General features: G+C 72.0%; 10 protein-coding genes. 4 read left to right on the forward strand and 6 right to left on the reverse strand.

What is annotated here, in order from left to right:
- Positions 1-47 precede the first annotated feature (47 nt).
- Positions 48-2,471, reverse strand: coding sequence for a helicase-associated domain-containing protein (locus tag BOQ63_RS22390; RefSeq protein ID WP_141763800.1), 2,424 nt, complete (start codon positions 2,469-2,471; stop codon positions 48-50).
- A 429-nt stretch (positions 2,472-2,900) separates the two neighbouring features.
- Here BOQ63_RS22390 and BOQ63_RS22395 point away from each other — a divergent pair, with 429 nt between their 5' ends.
- On the forward strand, positions 2,901-4,619 hold the full coding sequence (locus BOQ63_RS22395; protein ID WP_223886015.1) for an RICIN domain-containing protein: 1,719 nt from the start codon (positions 2,901-2,903) through the stop codon (positions 4,617-4,619).
- Positions 4,620-4,756: 137 nt separating this feature from the next.
- Here the strand turns inward: BOQ63_RS22395 and BOQ63_RS22400 are convergent, their stop codons facing one another.
- Positions 4,757-6,271, reverse strand: coding sequence for a glycoside hydrolase family 28 protein (locus BOQ63_RS22400; RefSeq protein WP_150476057.1), 1,515 nt, complete (start codon positions 6,269-6,271; stop codon positions 4,757-4,759).
- A gap of 289 nt (positions 6,272-6,560) precedes the next feature.
- On the opposite strand from BOQ63_RS22400, the gene BOQ63_RS22405 reads away from it, so the two are divergent.
- Positions 6,561-8,996, forward strand: a complete 2,436-nt coding sequence (locus tag BOQ63_RS22405; protein ID WP_072654853.1) for a non-reducing end alpha-L-arabinofuranosidase family hydrolase — start codon at positions 6,561-6,563, stop codon at positions 8,994-8,996.
- A gap of 316 nt (positions 8,997-9,312) precedes the next feature.
- Positions 9,313-9,858 carry a Uma2 family endonuclease gene (locus tag BOQ63_RS22410; RefSeq protein WP_030289478.1) on the forward strand — a complete coding sequence of 182 codons (546 nt, stop codon included), beginning with the start codon at positions 9,313-9,315 and terminating at the stop codon, positions 9,856-9,858.
- 149 nt (positions 9,859-10,007) lie between these two features.
- Here the strand turns inward: BOQ63_RS22410 and BOQ63_RS22415 are convergent, their stop codons facing one another.
- Positions 10,008-11,051, reverse strand: a complete 1,044-nt coding sequence (locus tag BOQ63_RS22415) for an alpha/beta hydrolase family protein (RefSeq protein ID WP_079183708.1) — start codon at positions 11,049-11,051, stop codon at positions 10,008-10,010.
- Positions 11,052-11,074: 23 nt separating this feature from the next.
- Positions 11,075-11,995, reverse strand: coding sequence for a zinc-binding dehydrogenase (locus tag BOQ63_RS22420; protein WP_030555279.1), 921 nt, complete (start codon positions 11,993-11,995; stop codon positions 11,075-11,077).
- Between the two features lie 199 nt (positions 11,996-12,194).
- On the opposite strand from BOQ63_RS22420, the gene BOQ63_RS22425 reads away from it, so the two are divergent.
- On the forward strand, positions 12,195-13,154 hold the full coding sequence (locus BOQ63_RS22425; protein ID WP_030556702.1) for a LysR family transcriptional regulator: 960 nt from the start codon (positions 12,195-12,197) through the stop codon (positions 13,152-13,154).
- 199 nt (positions 13,155-13,353) lie between these two features.
- Here BOQ63_RS22425 and BOQ63_RS22430 read toward each other — a convergent pair whose 3' ends face one another.
- Together BOQ63_RS22430 and BOQ63_RS22435 are read right to left on the reverse strand one after the other, a co-directional pair.
- On the reverse strand, positions 13,354-14,361 hold the full coding sequence (locus BOQ63_RS22430; protein ID WP_150476059.1) for a hypothetical protein: 1,008 nt from the start codon (positions 14,359-14,361) through the stop codon (positions 13,354-13,356).
- Positions 14,358-14,876, reverse strand: coding sequence for a SigE family RNA polymerase sigma factor (locus tag BOQ63_RS22435; RefSeq protein ID WP_030289489.1), 519 nt, complete (start codon positions 14,874-14,876; stop codon positions 14,358-14,360). The genes BOQ63_RS22430 and BOQ63_RS22435 overlap by 4 nt, the downstream gene beginning before the upstream one ends.
- Positions 14,877-14,951: the final 75 nt, after the last annotated feature.

The raw sequence follows: 14,951 nt of genomic DNA on the forward strand, positions 1-14,951 counted from the left end.
AAGGGCGGCGCACGCCGCCCTGCTCGAGCCCTTGGGGCGGTCCCCGGTCACCGGCCGGCCAGCAACGCGCCCGCCAGCGACTGGGCGGTGCCCGGTCCCTGGCCGCGGCGCGGTCGCGCTCCGGACAGCGACGGCATGCGCTTGGGAGCGCGTTCCTGGCGGGCCTTCTCGATGACCGTCGTCCCGGTCTCCGCCTCCAGCACGGGGGCGTAGCCGGCAGCCCGAAGCGCGGCAAGGGTTGCCTCGGGATCGGCGGTACTGATCAGCACGGTCGGCGCGATCCTCCGCAACCCGAGCTTGGACAGCGCACGAGCCGCGGCGAGCTCCGACACCAGTGACTCGTCGTCGGAGCGGATGCAGCAGGCGGAGCGCACCACTCGCATCCGGCCGTGGGTACGCGCGGTGTCCTTGACCAGGTACTCCAGGGGCTGCGGAAGCGGCCGTCCGCCCTCGGAGACGTCGGCCAGCCGAGCCAGCAGGTCGGCGGCGTCCAATCCGGAGTCCAGCGCCCGGCGGACCGCCGCAGGGGTGATCCGCCACACCACGGCACGGCCCTCCGACTCCCGGTCCGCACAGGCGGCCAGCAGGTCGGTCAGCTCTGATGCGGCGGCTCCGGCGACCACGGCCGTAAGGTCCGCCTGGAACCGGGCGGTGGTCTGCGGCGCGGGCAGCAGGGCGTCCAGGGCCGCGGACAACCGCCGAACCGCGTCGTCCAGAGCAGGACGGTCGCGCAGTGCCGGCCCGGCGCCCGGGACGGCGGGGAAGTGGCGGTGTGCACCCGCCCTCAGGAACCCGAGCACGGCGTGCCCGAGCGAAGTCAGCGCTCCGTGGGCGACGACCCCGAGCAGCTCCGCCTCCGCCAGGGTCGCCTCGACCCGCTCGGTCTCCCCCGCACCCTGGGTGAGGGCGGTGGGGCGGAACCAGGCCGCCGTGGCGATGAGGGCGGCGAGAGCGGTCGCCCGCCCGCGAGCGGACTTGCCGGTGGCGACTCCGTGTCCGGCCGGAAGGGTGGCGAGGGCCTCCAGCACGGCATGGCGCAGATCGACGGCCTCGCCGTCCTCCGGCGCGGTCAGCGCGACCGGGGTGTCATTCTCGTCCGGCCAATGGCTGAACACCTCGGGCACCACCGCCCAGGTGGCGACGAACGGCAGCAGCCGCCGAGCGGGTGGAGCCGCCAGCCACTCGTCGTACCGCTCGGTGGGCAGCATCCGGGCAGGTGGCTGGGATTCCGGCCGACGCGCGCGGCCCCGTCCTCTCGCCGGGGCCTCCGGCTCCTCGGCGCAAGGGGCGATCAGGTCCGCGTTGTTCGCCAGGTCGAGCCACAGTCGGGCTTGTTCCTCCGGCATGCCGACCGCCTTCGCCAGCCGGCGGGTGTCCCGGACCGCGATTCCGCCCGCCTTGCGGACAGCCGGCGGTTGCACGGCCACCTGGCGGAGCATCAGCTCGACCCGGGAGGCCGCCTCGGCCAACGCCGCCTGTGCCTGGCTCTCGACCGCACCGTCCGGGATCTCCACCGTGCCCCCGACCGGAGGCGGGACGGACAGGTAGCTCGGCGCGCGGTCGTGGTCGCGCAACGCGTCGGCCGCCTCGCGCGGCAGTTCCACCAGGTCCTCATCCACCGGAACGACCAGGCCGCGAGCGGCCAGCCAGTCCGTGCCGGGATCTCCCGAGCCGCCTTCCCGGAAGGTGAACTTGCCTCCGGAGCCCGGGTAGAAGCCGCCGCCGTACCGCGAGACGAAGCAGTGCGTGCGCAGCAGTGGCGGGCCCGGAACCAGTTTGTCCAACAGGTCCAAGGCCGCGGGCGGCGCCTCGGCGGCCATGGCGCGCACACGCTTCGCATCCCTGAGTACGTCCACGATCTGCCGCTGCGCCTCGTCTCGAGTCCGCGCCTTCGCGAGCCCCAGCCCCTGCGCGATCCGGTGAATCTCCGGAGCGTTGAAGGCCTCGGTGAGCAGTTGTTCGGCGGGCCGGCCGTAACCGCCGCCGCCCGCCTGACGGTGGAACAGGATCGGAACGGTGACCCTGATTCCGGACGAGGGCAGCACCAGGGCCCGCTCGGTCAGCCGGGACAGCGCGGCCTCGGCCGCAGACCGACCCGCGTCGTCGAGTCGCAGGAATCGGAAGAGCTGGTCCCGGGTCACGGACCGGTCAGCGGGGTCGACCGCAGGCGCGTCGAGGCGCGGCGAACGGCCGCCGTAGCCCATGAACAGGTGATGGGCGGACGGGACGGCCGGTAGCGGACCGTGCAACCGTTCGGCCAAGGTCGCCACAGCGAAGAGCAGTTGAATGTCCCCGAGACTGATCTCGTTCAGCCCCAGGGCCGTCGATTCGTCCGTCAGCAGGTGGCCGGCCAGGTCGGCCAGGCTCGCCACCCTGGCCGCGTGGGGAAGTTCGCGCTGCTCCAGCAGTTCGGTCAGCTGCGAGGGAGTACGGTCGGCCAGCCAAACAGCGAGGCTTCGTGCTGCTTTCACCGCACCAAGCGTAGTGAGTCGCCGGCGGGAACGGGACCAGAGATGTGAAACAGGGGACCCTGGCACAGCTCGGCCCGCACCCGGCAATGGCACCGGGTGTACGCACTCCCGGCTGGTGAACGCGGTCCGATCGAAGCCATCGGCGAGCCCCGCGCGGTCACGACGGAGAATCTCCGGCTCTTCGCGGCAACCTTTTCGACCTCCGCGGCCACTCAGTGCTGTCCGGCCAAGTGGTTCGGTCAGATGCGACGGCTGAAAGAGAGCACAGACGTGTCCCTTGAACGAGAGCGCAGAGATGTCCCCCGCCCACCCCACGCCGTCAGTGGCGTCGCGCGGGTGGGCGGCCACGGGCGCGGAGCCCGTCCGTCGCATCGCGCCCGTCGGCTGTACCAGCGCCGGGGTTTCTGGGCGGCTGTCGGCCTGGCGGTCGTGGGCGCCTCCGTGGCCGTGGTCAACACGGCCTCGGCGGGCACCGTGTCCGTGGACACGAGCCCCTGGTACCTGCTGGTCAACCGCAGCACCGGCCAGGTGCTGGACGACTACGGCTACGGCGCGTACGACGGCGCCCCGGTGGTGCAGTGGAGCCGCACCGGCGCGGCGAACCAGCAGTGGAAGTTCCTCGACGCGGGTGACGGGAACTACCGGCTGCAGAACCGGTACTCCGGAAAGGTGCTGGACGACTACGGCTGGTCGAAGGCCGAAGGCTCCCAGGTGAGGCAGTGGCGTGACCTCAACGGCGCCAACCAGCAGTTCCACCTGGAGAAGTCGTCGGACGGCTACGTGCGTCTGATCAACACCTTCAACGGCAAGGCCGTCGAGGTCCCGCTCGGCTCCAAGACCGACGGGGGCCAGATCGCCCAGTACCACGACTGGAACGGCGCCAACCAGCAGTGGCAGCTCGTCCCGGCCGGCGGCGCGGGAGGCACCGGGAACACCGGGGGCTCCGGCAGCAGCGCCACGCCCCCCAAGCCCGCCACGCCGGGCGGCAGCGCTCCGACGAGCCAGGCCCCGGGTGGTAACCACCCGACGTCGGCGCCGCCGGCGGCTCCGGCCGGCGGCGGCAACAACTCGGCGAAGAGTTTCATGGGCAGCAACACGGTGCTGATCGGCGGCTCGATGTCCGACGCATCGGCGAACGCCGCACCGTTCGACGTGCAGTACGCCTACGTGCACAGCCAGCCCGCGCCCTCCTCGGACTACTACACGGCGGCCCGCTGCCAGGACGGGTGGACGGGCTGGTGGGGTTGCTGGAACGGCAGCACCACGGCACCCGGCACGTACGTGACCTGGCGGGACGCCAAGGCGGCTCAGGAGACCTACCAGGGCAAGCCGCGTCCGCAGAAGTTCCTCTGGACCTGGTACTCGCTGCGTGACCTCGGCGACGCGGCGGGCCAGGGCGACGGTCCGGGCGAGGTCCAGGCCATCAACAGGGCCGACCTGCTCACCCGGTACCTGAACGACTACCGCTTCTTCCTCCAGAAGATCGGCACCTCGCACGACATGATCGACCTCGAGCCCGACTTCTGGGGCTACGTCCGGTCGCTCGGCGACCCGCACCACGTCGCCGCGCAGGTCACGGCCGCGGACCCGACGGACTGCGGATCGCAGGAGAACAGCGCCGCCGGACTCGCCCAGTGCCTGATCTCGATGGCGCACAAGTACGCTCCGAACACCGCCGTCGGCATGCACCTGTCCTGCTTCGACTGGCAGCAGAACACCCCGCAGTGTGTGAAGGACTACGCCCAACTCGGCGCACAGAACGCCGACTTCCTGGCCACCGACGTGTCGGACCGCGACGCGGGCTGGTACGCGCAGCCCGCCCACGGCGGCCTCGACAAGTTCTGGACCGACCAGAAGGCCGCCGCGCAACTGTCGTTCTACAAGACGATGGCCGAGTCGGTGGGCAAGCCGGTGGTCCTGTGGCAGATCCCCGTGGGCAACATGGCGCAGAACAACACGCTCAACCACTACAAGGACGACAAGGTGGACTGGTTCTTCGCGCACATGGACCAGGTGGCGAACGCGCACATCGCCGGTCTGCTCTTCGGCGCGGGGCAGCAGGAACAGACCACGGCCGAGACCGACGGCGGAAACCTGATCAACAAGACGATCGCGTACCACAACTCCGGCGGTGCAGCGCTCAAGTAGGCGGAGGAACGGCCGTGGCCCCGTCCTTCGGCGGGGCCACAGTCGTTCTTCTGGTGCGCGGCCGGGGCCTCGAGGGGCATGCCCCGAGTCTTCCCCATGAGCCCGCAGGAGCTGGTGCGGCCCGGCCGGTGGTGGTGTCAGAGGGCGGGGAAAGCGGGGAAGGTGCAGGTGGGGGCCGCGCCCGGGCCGTTGGTGGTGGTCAGGGTGACGTCGGGGCCGGACGGATGGAGGTTGGTGTCGGTGGCGGTGATGCGGGCGTTGGCGGCGGTCGCCGTGGTGACGTCGAGGTTGACGTGTTGCAGGGTCAGTTCGAGCGGGCGGGTCCTGTCCAGTCCGACGAGAGTGGATTTCGCGCCGCTGGGGGAGTGGGTCGCGGTGACACCGTCGACGGTGATGCCGGTGAACCAGGGTGCGTTGGGGCCGCTGCCGCCGGAGTAGTGGGTGTCGAAGACGAGCGGGGCGCGGACGGCGTCGAGGCAGGTGTTCAGGTAGGTGACGCCGGTGACCCTGCCGCCGTTGGCGGGCGAGCTCTTGATGCGGATGCCGGTGCTGGAGCCGCTGGTGGTGCCGAGGGCATCAGTTCCGGTGAGGGTGTTGTCGCGGAAGAGGACGTTGGTCACGCCGCTGGTGGTCTCGCTGCCGATGGAGATGCCGTGAGTGCCGTAGAAGTGGTTGTTCGTCACGGTGATGTTGCTGCTGGACCTGTTGCCGCCCTTGATGGCGATGCCGTCGTCGCCGTCCATGATGAAGGAGTCGGTGATGGTGACGTTGGTGGCGCCGGCCGGGTCGATGCCGTCGGTGTTGCGGGCGCCGGCGGGGGTCTTGATGCGTACGCCCCAGGCGGTGAAGCCGTTGCCACCGTTGTAGACGACGTGGAAGTTGGGGGAGCTCAGCAGGTCGACGTGGTAGAGGGTGAAGTTGTCGGAGTCGTCGGCCTGGATCAGGCGGGGGTTGTTCTGGTTGGATCCGGCTTTCTGGGCGTCGGTGGCGAGCTGCCACCAGCTGGTGGTGGTGCCGAGGACGGTCTGGTCGCCGCGGCCGTCGATGCGGCCCTGGCTGCCGTCGGCGGCGCGGACGGCCTCGATGCCGGCGTTGGCTCCGGCGACGCTGATCAGTGGTTTGCAGCCGCCGCCGGAGGAGGCGAGGGTGCCGCAGCGCGGCTTGCCGCTGATCTGGTAATCGGCGGGGTTACGTGAGCCGTAGAGGGTGACACCACTTTCCAGCAGCAGGACTTCGCCTCGGTGGACGGCCAGCGGTCCGGTGAGGAAGGCGTTGTGGCCGGAGTCCGTCGCCTGCAGCCGGACGGCCACCGTCTGCTGTCCGGTCTGGGCACAGGTGTCGAGGGCATGCTGGATGCGGATCGTGTCCGGTGGGGTGGTTTCGCTGCCCTGGTCGGTAGCGCGGGTGGGCATGGTCCGGGCGGCGGGAACGGTGGCACAGACGGTGGTGGGCAGTGCGGGCTCGGTGACATAGCGGGTGTCACCGGTCGCTGTTCCGGCCGGCACGGTCGATCGCATGTGGGCCTTCGGGGTCAGCGTGGCCTGGGCGACCAGGGGGACGGCGGCGCCCATGACGGCGAGGACGCCGGCGGTGGCGAGCACGCGACGGGTCGCCGGGCGTCGGCGGTGTGTGCGTCGGTCGAGATCTGGCAACGGTCCGTCCTTCTGGAGCGGCGGCCCGCGGGCGCGGGCCGATTCTCCATCAGTTGCCGTCGGCGGATGAAAGGTTGCCGTGCCGAAGTGTGTTCCTCCTGCCGGGCGCGCCGCCGCCGGGTGCACGTCTCACCGCGGGGAGGAGAGGTACCCCCGACGGGATGAGGGCCGCGCCGGTCCGCTCGACGGAAGATTCTTCTTCCCGAACGGCAACCTTTCGATCCGGCACGGCAACTGACGGGTAACCGGGGCACTAGACGGAGGCCCCCAGCGCCAGAAGGACAAGCCTTTGTCAGATCAGAACCGCTCTCATCGCCGCCGTCCGGTAACCCGCCGCGTCCTCGCCGCCGCCGTTGTCCTCGCTGCCGTGGGTGCCGCCGTACCGCTGGTCGCTCAGGCCGCGTTCACCTCGAACTCCAGCACGCCGACCACGCTGGGCACGGGGGCGGCCGGCAGCGGCCGCTACTTCGGCACGGCGGTGGCCGCGGGCAGGCTCGGGGACTCGACGTACTCCACCATCCTCGACCGGGAGTTCACCGCGATAACCCCCGAGAACGAGATGAAGTGGGACAGCACCGAACCCTCCCGGGGCTCGTTCAACTTCGGCCCCGCCGACGCGATCGTCGACCACGCCGCCGCGCACGGCCAGAAGATGCGCGGCCACACCCTGGTCTGGCACTCCCAGCTGCCCGGCTGGGTCGGCTCGATCAACGACGCCAACACCCTGCGCAGCGTCATGGACAACCACATCACGCAGGAAATGACCCACTACAAGGGCAGGATCTACGCCTGGGACGTGGTGAACGAGGCCTTCGCCGACGGCCCCAGCGGCCAGCACCGCAGCTCGGTGTTCCAGAACGTGCTGGGCAACGGCTTCATCGAAGAGGCGTTCCGCACCGCCCGGGGCGTCGACCCCGGGGCGAAGCTCTGCTACAACGACTACAACATCGAGAACTGGTCCGATGCCAAGACCCAGGGCGTCTACGGCATGGTCAAGGACTTCAAGTCCCGTGGCGTGCCGATCGACTGCGTCGGGTTCCAGAGCCACTTCGGCGCGGGCGGGCCGCCGGCGAACTTCCAGACCACGCTGTCGAGCTTCGCCGCGCTCGGCGTGGACGTCCAGATCACCGAGCTCGACATCGCCCAGGCCCCCGCGAGCGCGTACACCGACACCGTCCGTGACTGCCTCAACGTCGCCCGCTGCACGGGCATCTCGGTGTGGGGCATCCGCGACAGCGACTCGTGGCGCGGCGGCGAGAACCCGCTGCTGTTCGACGCCAGTGGCAAAAAGAAGCCCGCCTACGCCGCGGCGCTCACCGCCCTCGGCGGCGGCAGCAGCGGTGGCGGCGGCACCCAGGGCGGAGGCATCAGCTCCGGCACCGTCTACTCGCTCTCCGCGGCGGTCGGCGGGCGCGTCCTGGACGAGCCCGCCGGGCAGAACGGCAACGGCACCCCGCTTCAGGTGTGGGACGCCAACGGCGACGCGCCCAACCAGCACTGGCGCGCCGACCGCAACGCCGACGGCTCCTACACGTTCACCAACCTCGCCAGCGGCCGGGTCCTGGACGAGCCCGGCGGCCGGACGGCCAACGGCACGAAGCCGCTGGTCTGGGACGCCAACGGCGGTGCCAACCAGCACTGGCGTGCCGACCGCAACGCCGACGGCTCCTACACCCTGATCAACGTCGCCAGCGGCCGGGCACTCGAACTCCCCGGCGGCCAGAGCGCCAACGGCACCTCCGTCCAGATCTGGGACTCCTGGGGCGCCGCCAACCAACACTGGAACCTCGGCTCGTCCGCACCGGCGGCCGGCGGCACCTGCACCCTCCCGTCGACGTACCACTGGTCCTCGACGGGAGCGCTGGCGCAGCCGGCGAACGGCTGGGCCGCGGTGAAGGACTTCACCGACGTGGTCTACAACGGCAAGCACCTGGTCTACGCGTCGAACGTGAACGGCTCCTCGTACGGCTCGATGGCCTTCGCCCCCTTCACCAACTGGTCCGACATGGCCTCGGCCGGGCAGACCGGGATGAACGAGAAGGCGGTGGCGCCCACCCTGTTCTACTTCGCACCGAAGAAGATCTGGGTGCTGGCGTACCAGTGGGGTCAGTGGCCGTTCGTCTACCGCACATCCAGCGACCCGACCAACCCCAACGGCTGGTCCGCGCCGCAGCCGCTGTTCACCGGCGGCATCCCCAACTCCGGCACCGGTCCGATCGACCAGACGCTGATCGGTGACGACCAGAACATGTACCTGTTCTTCGCCGGTGACAACGGCAGCATCTACCGGGCGAGCATGCCCATCGGAAACTTCCCGGGCAACTTCGGCTCCTCCTACACCACGGTCATGAGCGACTCGGAGAAGAACCTCTTCGAGGCCCCGCAGGTCTACAAGGTCAAGGACCGGAACCAGTACCTCATGCTCGTCGAGGCCCGCGGCGCGAACGAGCAGCGCTACTTCCGCTCCTTCACCGCCTCCAGCCTGAACGGCTCCTGGACCCCGCAGGCCGCCACCGAGGACCACCCCTTCGCGGGCAAGGCCAACAGCGGTGCCACCTGGACCAACGACATCAGCCACGGCGACCTCGTCCGCAACAACCCCGACCAGACCATGACCATCGACCCCTGCAACCTCCAGCTCCTCTACCAGGGCAAGTCCCCCACCGCGACCGGCTCCTACGACCGACTGCCGTGGCGGCCCGGCGTCCTCACCCTCCAGCGCTGACCCCGCCTGATCCACGGTGATCGCGATCGGGTGCGGCCCGCCGGCGCGTAACCGAGCGGTTCACGCCGCGGGCGGCTCCACCCGCTGACCGGCACTCGCCGCATCGAGGAACCCCAGCCGTGCGCCGGCTGGGGTTCCTCCTTCGTGGACCTCCGCCGCGGGTAGCCGAAGCGTTCAGCCGCAGCACGTCGCTCTCGTCCCGGGCGTGGGGCGAAAACGTCCGCGGGAGTCTCGGAACACCGCGCACGAAGGCCGTCACAGCCCCAGCGCCGGACTACTCTGAGGGTGTTGCCCGGCATACCCCAGGAGACCGCGCATGAACCCGGAGCACTTCGCACTTCTCGAAGAAGCCCGCCGGAGCCTGCCCGACGGATTCAAGGTGGAGATCTCGGGCGACACCATCGTCATGATGGTCAGCCCCTCGGGCATCCACCAGCGAAACCTGCTACTGGTCCGCCGCCAGTTCGACAGGCACGCCCCGGTCGACCTGCTGCCGAGTGAGAACACCGACCTCGTCTCGCCCAACGTCGGCAAGAGCCGCAATCCGGACCTGACATACCTTCCGAGTGAGGCGTTGGAAACGTCCGACAACCAGGTCCCGTCCGAGCTCGCCGCGGTCGCCGTCGAGCTGGTCTCCCCCTCGAACCCGGAGAACGACTGGGTGGGGAAGGTTCGCGACTACCCCCTGATGGGCATCCCGCTGTACTTGCTGGTCGACGCCAGGCAGAAGACCGTGACCCTGTTCAGCCGACCCGACGGTACGAAGTACCACCGCCGTGAGGACGTCGACTTCGGCGAGACGCTGCGCATCCCCGAGCCGTTCGACTTCGACCTGGTCACGAGCGACCTGCTGCCGTACTGATCCGCGCCGGCTCGTGCTCCCCGCCGCCGGTTGACGCCAACGCTGACGCCAACCGATCCGGACGACGGCGCTCGACAGCGGCCTTCCCCGGACGGCAGAGGTGATCAGGCCGGGGGCGTTCCCCTCCTCAGCCGCCGCCCGACCGCCCCTCACCGGGCGAGCCGGGCGGCGAGCCAGTCCGCGGTGGCGGGGAGCCAGTCGGGCAGGGCGGTGCCGAGCAGGTGGTTGCCGTGCGGGACGAGGAGGAGCTCGGCGTTCGGCGCGTGCTCGGCGAGGACGGTGGCGTTGGTGACGCCGGGGATGCGGTCCTCGCCGCCCTCGACCACCAGCAGCGGCAGGGTGATGGTCGGCGCGAGCCCGGTCAGGTCGAGCCGGTCGGCGAAGGCCCGGGCCGCCTCGGGGCCGCCGCAGCGCTGGCCGAGGGTCTCGGTGACGAACGGCACCAGGTCCGCCCAGTCCAGCCGGTACGGACCGCTGACCGCCACGGCGGCGCGCAGCCGCGGCTCGTGGGCGGCGGCCATCGCCGCGTAGTAACCGCCCAGGCTGAGCCCGACCAGGGCGGTGCGGCCGAGGTCCAGGCCGTCGTGCGCCGCGAGCGCGTCCAGCGCCCGGCCCACGACCCGGTGGTAGTCCGGCTCCGGCGCACTGGTGGCCGCCAGCACGCCCTGCCCGGGCCCGTCGATCGCCAACACGGCGATCCCCCGGGCCAGCAGCGCGTCGGCGAGCGCGTGGAACTCCTCCTTCGAGGAGTCCATGCCCGGCACGATCAGCACCACCGGACCGCCGGACTCCGCCGGGCGCCGCAGCCAGCCCGCGAAGCCCTCACCCTCGACCCTCGCCGCCTCCGGCTCCAGCAGCGCCAGCGACTGCCGCATCGCCTCGTCGGCCTCGGCGGCCAGCCGGGCGGCGCCCGCCCGGTCGGGGTGCGGCATCAGCCCGGCCGCGTGGAACCAGCGGGCGGCACTGCGGTAGGCGCCACCCGCGGTGACCGTACGACCCTGGGCAGCGGCGATCCCGGCCTCAGCGGCGTACCGGCGCCCGACCGCGCCGAACGCGGCCGGCCAGTCGCGCAGCGAACCCAGCGCCCCGGTCACCCGGTCGTACTCGTACAGGTCGAGACCGGCGCCGTGGGCACGCGGTCGGGTCTCCGCGATGAACGCGGGCAGCAGACCGGGGGTGTCGACGAAGGACACGATGAAAGCTCCTTTTCCGGCAATCAGGCGACGGTCAGCACGGCCTTGCCGCGGATCCGCCGGTCACGCAGGTCGGTGAGGGTGGTCGCGGTCCGCTCCCAGGGCGCGACCAGGCCGATCTCCGGGGTCAGCCGGCCCGCCCCCACCAGGCGCACCAGGGTGGCCAGGTCCTCGCCGTCCGGGACGTCCGAGTCGGCGTAGTGGAAGTGCCGCAGGGCGGCCGACTCGGGACCGGCGAAGAAGTCGAAGAAGTTCAGCGTGGCCGGCGTGCGCGAGGCCTGGCCGAACCAGACCAGCGTCCCGCGCCGGTCCAGCCGGGCCAGCGCCAACGGCAGGTTGTCCCCACCCGTGGACTCCAGCACCAGGTCGTACGGGCCCCGGGCCTCACCCAGCCCGTGCACCACCTCGGCCGCCCCCAGCTCGGCCAGCCGCCGGCCGCGCTCCGGCGAAGCGGTCACGACGGTCAGCTCGGCCCCCGCCGCCGCGGCCAGCTCGGTGAAGTAGTGCCCCACCCCACCGGACGCCCCGGTCAACAGCACCCGCCGCCCGGCCACCGCCCCCACCGTGCGCAGCAGCCGCAACGCGGTCAACCCCGCCAACGGCAGCGCGGCCGCCCGTACGGCATCCACGCTGTCCGGCAGCTCGGCCAGCGAGGACACCGGCACACACACGTACTCGGCCCACCCCGCCGCCGGCGGATGCCCCACCACCCGCCGACACACCGCAGGCCCCGACCCGTCAGCCGCAGCCTGCACCACCAGCCCGGCCACGTCCTTCCCCGGCCGCCACCCGTCCCTGGGCGCCTCCAGCTGGAACGTCTCCCCCCGGTTCACCGAGAAGGCCTCCACCTTCACCAACACCTCCCCCGGCCCCGGCTGCGGCTGCTCCACCTCCGCGAACCGCACCGGCTCCACCGCGTCCCCCGTCGCCACCAGCGCCTTCATCCCCGCTCCTCACCTCGTCGGAGCCCCCACTCCACCGCCCCCACCGCCCCCCGGTCCAACAACCACCGGACAGCGACGACAACCATCAGCTGTCACAGCCGCACCCCACCCAACCAGGGCGAGAGGGGTGCGCCCCGGCGTCACCCACCCTCCCGGGAGCCCCCACCCCCAACAACAACCCCCCGCTAGGGTTCCCCAGGTGGATCTGGATCTGGGACAGGTACGAGCCTTCGTGACCACCGCCGAAGAACTCCACTTCGGCCGAGCCGCCACCCGCCTGGCCATCAGCCAACAAGGCCTCTCCAAGCGCATCGCCCGCCTCGAGGCCGCCCTCGGCCTGCGCCTGCTGGAGCGCGACGCCCGAGGCGTCGCCCTGACCGCAGCCGGAACCCGCTTCCTGGGCCCCGCACGGCGAGTGCTCACCCAGGGGGACCTGGCAGTGGCCGCCGCACAGGAAACCGGACGGCCGTTGCGGATCGACGTGTGGGGACACCTGTACGCCCCGATGCGCACCCTCGCACAGGCGGTGGACGCGGCACCCGGCCTGGAGGTGGAGCCGGTGCCGGGGCGGGACCTGCCGTCGGTGGCGGCGGCGCTGCTGCGCGGGGAGGCGGACGCCGGGTTCGGCCGGGTGCACGCCCTGCCGGACGGCGCCGACGCCGGGCTGACGCACCGGCTGGTCCGCCTGGAACCGGTGGACGCGCTGCTGAGCGCGGACCATCCGCTGGCCGACCGCGACACCCTGAGCCCGGCGGAGCTGCGCAGCAGTGTGCTGCGCTATCCGGCGGCGGTGGACCGGCTGGACTTCCTGACCCGCTTCGCCGCCCGGTTCGACGTCACCGCCCGGGTCGGCTCGACCAATCTGGGCCTGGAGCACTTCCTCGATCAGGTCGCCGCCGATCCGGGCTGCTTCTCCCTGGTGCCCGCCGACGGCCCGCTGCCGGACCGCCCGGGTGTCCGCACCGTCCCGCTGGCCGATCCGACCCCGCTGTACGCCTGGTCACTGCTCTGGCGGACCGACCGGGCACCCGAGAGCGACGGCCAACTGGACCGCCTGTTGAGGGCGTTCACCGCCGAGGCCGCCCGAAGCCGGTGGCTGGAGTACGACCCGTCCCGCGACTGGCTCCCGGACGCCGACGAAGCCGCCCTCCGGCCGTAGCGGCCTGGCGAGGCGGACCCGGTGCCGGCGGTGGTCACGGAGACCCCGAAGCCCCACCCGGCCGGCCGACAGGCCCGTCGCCACGCTCATCGACGGCCGCCTCCCGCACAGTTGACACCCGGTCACATCCGGGGCCCACTGTGCCGCACGGCACGGACAACCGGGTGCGGCGGTGGCTCGACCCGTGTCCCGCCGCCGGTCACCACCAGGTGTTCCGGACCCCCAGCACCGACCCGTCCGCGGCGAAGGAGGTGGCGGTGTTGCCGGTGTTGCCGGTGGAGCCCAGCCTGCGGACGACGGCGTACCAGTGCACAGGGGAGTCCCCGACCGCGACCGGGACCGCGGCCACGGAGCCGCCGGTCTTCCAGCTGACCACGACCCTGGCGACCTCCGGTCCGACCGAGACGGCCACCATGTCCGGCCGGCTCGCCTCCCCGGTCACCCGGTTGAGCATCACGCCCTTGGTGGGGCCCGTGTCGTCCTTCGCCGTCCCGCCCGGAGCGGTGGTCGCGTCCACGAAGTCCCCGGGCTGCCGCTTGCCGTCCGCGACCAGGTAGACGTCGACCCGGTCGGCCTGCAGGTCCCAGACCGGGTTTCCGCTCTCCGCGGGGTCGGCCGGCAGCGTCGGGTCGGCGGCACGCCGCTCCCTCCAGATCAGCTCACCCTGTTTGAGGCCGTCCTGCGCGGTCGGGGCCGCCGGCCACAGGGCGACCCAGACCTCCATGGTGTGGCCGTTGACGGCGCCCTCGCCGATCTTGGCCCGGACCGGGGTGAACGGGTCCCGCGGGGTCCGCGACGAAGCGGCCGAAGCGGCCGGCGTGACCGTCGGGATGGCCGCCGGGGTGGCCGTAGCCGCTGGTGCGACCACCGGGGACGGCGAGGCCACCGGCGAGGGGAAGGCCGAGGCCGACGGCGTGCCCGACACCGACGACCTGCCCGGAACGAGCGCGGCCGCGGAGGACACGGCCGCCACCGAGGCGCCGCCGGCCTCCCGCCCGTACCCGCCGATCGCCGTCCCCGCCCCGGCCACCGCCACCACCAGCACCGCGCCCGCGCCACCGGTCAGCAGCCGCCGGCGCCGCAGCCTGCGCCGGCCCCCGGCCAGCAGCCGGTCGTACGGGACGGCGCCGATCTCGATGCTCTCGGCCACCTCGCTCAACCCGTACGACGCCGCGGCCTCGGCCCCGGCCATGTCCTCGTTGCTCATCTTCCGCCTCCGACGGTCGTCAGCTCGCTGAGTGAGGAGGTCTCCCGGAGCTTGGCCAGCCCCCTGGCCGCCTGGCTCTTGACCGTGCCGACCGAGCAGCCCATGGCCGCCGCGGTCTGGGACTCGCTGAGGTCCTCCCAGTACCGCAGCACGACGGCCTCCCGCTGGCGGGGCGGCAGGGCGGCGAGCGCGGCGAGCAGCACGGCCCGGGCGTCCGGGTCGGGCCCGGTCGGGGCGGGCCGGTCGGGGAAGGCCTCGACCAGGTACTCGGCCGGTCTGCGCCGGAACCGCCGGGCGTGCTCGTTGACCAGGATCCGGCGCACGTAGGCGTTCGGGTCGTCCGCGGCGCGCACCTTGGTCCAGTGGACGTAGGCCCGTTCCAGGGCCTGCTGGACCAGGTCCTCGGCGCCGTGGCGGTCCCCCGCCAGCAGGTACGCCGTCCGCAGCAGTCGTGACCACGCGCTGCCGGCGAACGCCCGGAACTCGTCGTCCCGGGCGGTCTTCTGGGCTCCCATGAGCACCTCCTCGAACCCCCAGAGCCCGGAACCGCCGCCGATCGTTGCCCGGCGTCCGCGACCAGTCGTTCGCGA

The organism is Streptomyces viridifaciens (assembly GCF_001888885.2).
Lineage (GTDB): Bacteria > Actinomycetota > Actinomycetes > Streptomycetales > Streptomycetaceae > Kitasatospora > Kitasatospora aureofaciens.

Excerpts from the sequence above, each read along its gene's own strand:
- BOQ63_RS22430 (WP_150476059.1), bottom strand. The coding sequence starts at position 14,361 with ATGAGCAACGAGGACATGGCCGGGGCCGAGGCCGCGGCGTCGTACGGG.
- BOQ63_RS22420 (WP_030555279.1), bottom strand. The coding sequence starts at position 11,995 with ATGAAGGCGCTGGTGGCGACGGGGGACGCGGTGGAGCCGGTGCGGTTC.
- BOQ63_RS22435 (WP_030289489.1), bottom strand. The coding sequence starts at position 14,876 with ATGGGAGCCCAGAAGACCGCCCGGGACGACGAGTTCCGGGCGTTCGCC.
- BOQ63_RS22410 (WP_030289478.1), top strand. The coding sequence starts at position 9,313 with ATGAACCCGGAGCACTTCGCACTTCTCGAAGAAGCCCGCCGGAGCCTG.